At 71.7% G+C, this 5,273-nt stretch carries 2 protein-coding genes; one reads left to right on the forward strand and one right to left on the reverse strand.

Annotated features, from left to right (window positions below):
* On the forward strand, positions 1–2,116 hold a 2,116-nt coding region (locus FNQ90_RS11685), incomplete at its 5' end, for a catalase (RefSeq protein WP_182606313.1).
* A gap of 114 nt (positions 2,117–2,230) precedes the next feature.
* Here FNQ90_RS11685 and FNQ90_RS26840 read toward each other — a convergent pair.
* Positions 2,231–4,861, reverse strand: coding sequence for a glycoside hydrolase family 9 protein (locus FNQ90_RS26840; protein ID WP_228471055.1), 2,631 nt, complete (start codon positions 4,859–4,861; stop codon positions 2,231–2,233).
* Between the last annotated feature and the right edge of the window lie 412 nt (positions 4,862–5,273).

Genomic DNA, 5,273 nt, shown 5'->3' on the forward strand with positions numbered 1-5,273 from the left:
CCTCTCCCCCACCGGACGCCGCTCCGGGGAAACGGGCGACCGCGCCCAGCAGGGGGCCCACCTGACCACCGCCCAAGGCCTTCGTCTCCCGGACACCGACCACTCCCTGAAGGCGGGAGCGCGCGGCCCGGTGCTGCTGCGCGATCACCACCTGCGGGAGAAGATCACCCATTTCGACCACGAGCGCATTCCCGAGCGGGTGGTGCACGCCCGGGGCGCGGCGGCCCACGGCGTCTTCCGGGGCTACGGCACCGCTTCGGACATCTGCAAGGCGGCCTTCCTCGCCAAGGACGTCGAGACCCCCGTCTTCGTGCGGTTCTCCACCGTGCTGGGCTCGCGCGGCTCGGCGGACACCGTCCGCGACACCCGTGGGTTCGCCACGAAGTTCTACACCTCCGAGGGCGTCTTCGACCTGGTCGGGAACAACATCCCGGTGTTCTTCATCCAGGACGCGATCAAGTTCCCCGACATCATCCACGCGGGCAAACCGCACCCGGACCGGGAGATCCCCCAGGCGCAGAGCGCGCACGACACGTTCTGGGACTTCGTCTCCCTGCACACCGAGGCGACCTTCCACACCCTCTGGAACATGTCGGACCGGGGCATCCCGCGCTCCTACCGGACGATGGAGGGCTTCGGCGTCCACACCTTCCGGTTGGTGGCCGGGGACGGCTCGACGACCCTGGTGAAGTTCCACTGGAAACCGCGGCTGGGCGTCCACTCCCTGGTGTGGGAGGAGGCCCAGATGATCAACGGCTTCGACCCCGACTTCCATCGCCGGGACCTGGCCGACGCCATCGAGGCCGGTGCCCACCCGCAGTGGGAGCTGGGCATCCAGGCGTTCCCGGACACCCCCGAGCAGACCTTCGAGGGCATCGACCTGCTGGACCCGACGAAGATCGTGCCCGAGGAGCTGGCACCGGTACAGCCGATCGGGCGGCTGACCCTGGACGCCAACCCGTCCAACTACTTCGCGGAGACCGAGCAGGTGGCGTTCCACCCCGGGCACCTGGTGCCGGGGATCGACGTCACCGACGATCCGCTGCTGGCGGGCAGGCTCTTCTCCTACATCGACACCCAGATCACCCGCCTGGCCGGGCCGAACTTCTCGCAGATCCCGATCAACCGGCCGCACGCCGAGGTCAACGACATGCTGCGGGACGGCTTCCACCAGCAGGCGGTGCACCGCGGGGTGGCGCCGTACCACCCCAACTCCCTGGACGCCGGCTGTCCGTTCATGGCCGGCGCGAAGGAGGGCGGGTACGTGGAGACGCCGGTGCGGGTCCCGGAGTCCCGCCAGGTGCGGGAGGCCCCGGAGTCCTACGACGATCACTTCTCCCAGCCCCGGATGTTCTGGCGGAGCATGTCGCCGGTGGAGCAGGAGCACATCATCGGCGCCTACACCTTCGAGTTGGGCAAGTGCTACGAGCGGACGATCCGGGAACGCACGCTGCGGGTGCTGGCCAACATCGACGAGCGGCTGTGCCGCGAGGTGGCGACCGGACTCGGCCTGCCGGCGCCCGACCCGGACCCGGCGTACGCGAACCTCGCCCCCCAGCCGAGCCCGGCGCTCTCCCAGGTGGGGAAGAACTGGCCGGCCGAGGGACGGATCATCGGCATCGTCGCCGACACCGGCGCGGACCTGTCGCAGGTGCGTTCGGTGCGGGATTCGATTCTGGAGTCGGGCATGGTGCCACTGGTGGTCGCCCCCACCGGGGGGCAACTCACCGACAACGGCGGCGGCGGGGACCCGATCACCGTGCAGCGGACCTTCCTCACCGCGCGGTCCGTGGAGTTCGACGCGCTGCTGCTGGCCGGCAGCGCGGTGATCGGTCCCGACGCGTCGGGGGCCCGCAGCGCCGGCGCCGGCGCCCCCGGGGAGAGCGGCGGCGGCGTCGACCCACGGGTGCTGCTGATGGTCTCCGAGGCGTTCCGGCACTCCAAGGCCATCGGTGGTTGGGGCGGCGCCGACAACGTTCTCCGGGCGGCGGGGTGCTCCCCGACGGCACCCGGTGTGGTGCTGGGGCCGACCTCCTCCGCGGTCCTGCGGGAGATCGGGGAACTGTTGAAGTCGCACCGGGTCTGGAACCGCTTCCCGGTTCCGGCCACGGGCTGAGGACGCCGGGCGGGAGGCGGGAGCCGCTTCCCGCCCGCACCGCGCACGAGGGCCGGGCCCGTCGGGAAGGACGGGCCCGGCCCGGTCGTGTGCGGGGAGGGACCCCGCGTCGGCTCAGCCGGTGGAGCAGGCCGTGCCGCCCAGGGTGAAGGCGGTCGGGTCGGCCGCTCCGGGGCCGGCGGTGCCCAGGAACCCGAAGCCGATCTCGGCGCCCGGTGCGAGGACGGCGTTCCAGGCGGCCGGCCGGGCCACCACGTCGCGTCCGCTCTGGGTCACCTCGGCGTTCCACGCCTGGGTGACCCGCTGGTTGTCGGCGAAGCTCCAGCGCAGCTCCCACGGGGAGATCGCCTCGTCCCCGGTGTTGCGGATCCGGATCTCGGCGGTGAACCCGTCGTTCCAGCGATGGGCGGTCCAGGTGACCGCGCAGGTCGCGTCGCCGCCGTTGTCACCGCCACCGTTGTCGTCACCGCCGCCGTTGTCGTCGCCGGAGCCGGAGGTGAGGTCGTCGGCCCAGGACGCCATCCAGGCCAGCGGGGCGTTCCAGTTGATGGTGACCTCGTTGGTCGCGTACGACTCGATGTGGTCGATGTAGCACATCGCCGGGGCGCACCCGGTCAGCAGCCGCTGGGCGATCGGGTCCTGCAGGGCGCTGTTGGGCCCGCCCGCCACCGAACCGGGGGCGGCGTACGGCAGGTTGGGGTTCAGCTGCCGGGCCCAGTGCCGGTGGTGCTGGTTCTGGGCGTACCGCTCTCCGTAGCCGGTGACGTAGGAGAGGTTGAGCGGGTTGCGGCCCAGCAGGTAGTCCCACCCGCCGAGGGCGGCGTCCCGGTAGGAGTCCTCACCGGTCAGGTCGTGGGCGGTGGCCAGGACGATCATGTTGTTGAGCACCTGGCTGTTGGAGCCCCAGACGTACGTGGCGTCGAACGGCAGGTCGTAGGCGGTGGCGGCGGAGTCGGCCGCGTACCGGTCGGCGGCCTCCAGCAGCAGCGCCCGGACCCGCGCCAGTTCGGCCTCGGAGAGGTCGTTGGGCACCACTGCGAGGTTGAGGGCGCCGAGCGCGGCCGTGTCGCCCCAGGAGAAACCGCCGCGCGGGTAGGTGGCGTCGAGGTCGCCGTGGATCGGGGAGTCCAGCACGGCGGTGCGGTACTCCTGCGCGCCGGTGGTGATGAACAGTTCGGCGGCCGCCCAGTAGAACTCGTCGGTGACGTTGTTGTCGCTGTAGGCACCACCACCCTGCCCGTCGTTGGGACTCGCGTAGCGGGCGGGGTTGGCCACGGCCGCGTCCCAGGCGGTCTCGGCGACCTCCAGGCAGCGGGCGGCGAAGGCCGCGTCGTACGGCTCGAAGAGACGCGCGCACTGGGCGGCGGAGGCGGCGAGGTTGAGGGTCGCGGCGGTGGACGGCGGTGCCAACTCGCGTATCTGCGGGTCCTGGTGGGGCAGCATCGGCATGCCGGTCCAGTTGCGGTCGTGCATCTTGTGGTGCGCCATGCCGGCCAGCGGCTCGCCCTCGGGCACCTGCATCCGCATCAGGAAGTCCATCTGCCAGCGCGCCTCGTCGAGGATGTCCGGCACGCCGTTGCCGCGCTCGGGCACCCGCAGCGCGCCGTCGCCCAGCGGCTCGTCGTTCGCGCCCTCCACGTGCAGGGTGCGCTCGAAGTTCGCCATCACCTGGGCGACCGAGATGCCACCGTTGACGACGTACTTGCCGTGGTCACCGGCGTCGTACCAGCCGCCGGTGACGTCCAGGGTGTAGTCGCACTGGCCGGGGCGACAGGGCACCGCGCCGTCCCCCCGGTTGGGGGCGACGTCCACGTGACCGGCGGGACGGGCGTATTCCTCGCCGACGAGATCGGCCCGGATCTCGATGCCGCTGCGGTTGTGGTAGAAGTACGCCAGCGCGTCCGAGCGCAGGTCGGAGTAGAGGTCGTCGCCGATCGAGAAGGGGATGCTCACCTCACCGTCCACCTCGACGGTGTAACCCTCCCCCGGCTCGTCCAACGCGGAGAAGCCGAAGCCGTGGACGTTCTGTCGCGAGGTGGGGTCCTCACCCAGCGGCACGGTGGTGCCGCTCGCGACGGTGTTGCCGTCGGCGTCGCGCACGGTGAACCCCAGCGCCCCGATCGCGTCGGTGACGACGGTGCCCCGCTTGGGCCCGTCGGTGAGGTAGCCGACCTGGTTGACCCGCACCGGCGAGCCGGTGTCGGGCTCGTAGGGCTGCTGTTCGGCGCCGCCGCGCAGGGAGACCCCGGACAGGCAGAAGGTGAAGGGCTGGTCGCTGCCACCGATCTGGTACGCGAGCTGGGCCGCGTCGTGGTCGGCGCCGGGGGTGAAGACGTGGGTGAAGGTCTCCGGCTCGGGACCGATGACGTCGACCGAGCCGAGTTCCTGCGTCCAGGGATCCACGGCCAGCTGCACGTTGGTGCGGCTGACGATCGGCACCGTGGACTCGGCGGTGAAGGTGAGGGCGTAGGTCTCGCCGGCGGTGAGCGGGAGACCGTCCTGGCCGACGATGGCGTCCCACGGTTCGACGGTGTCACCGGGGATGTCGACGCACATGCGCCCGTCGGCGGCGACCCCTTCGGTGTTGGGGGTCCACCACCAACCGGTGGTGCCGTCGGCGAAGTCGCCGTTGACGATCAGTTCGGGCCCGGCGGGCTCCTCGGGCTCGTCGGCGAGGGCCGGAACGGCGAGGGTTCCGCCGAGGAGGGCGACCGCGGCGGCGGTTCCGATCGCGCCTCGGCGCAGCCGGCGAGCGGCCCGGGAGGCCCCGGGCGCCGGCGGCGTGCCGGGCGGCGCGGGGTCGGCCGGGATCGGGGAGGGACGATGGGGCACGGCTCGGTCCTTCCGGAGGACGGACGGTGGGGGGTACCGGCCGGTTCCGAAGCGGGACGGACCCACTCCGGGCCCGGCCCGACGGGATCCGAAGCGAATCGCCATGGGAGCGCTCCCATGTCATCCTCGGGGCGTTGTTGATGTCCGGTCAACAATCGGGATCGCTCATTTTCCCCCGGAACCACCCGGGCGAGAGGCCGAGCCACTCGGCGGCGCCCCCGGTGGACCGAGGAGTGACGGGTTTGTCCCGGGACGTTCCCGGTTACCCGAAGAACATGGTTGACCAGGCACGGAACTTCTCGACACACGCCCACCGGCCGACCCC

This window comes from Streptomyces alkaliphilus (assembly GCF_014141535.1).
In the GTDB taxonomy this organism is placed as follows: domain Bacteria; phylum Actinomycetota; class Actinomycetes; order Streptomycetales; family Streptomycetaceae; genus Streptomyces; species Streptomyces alkaliphilus.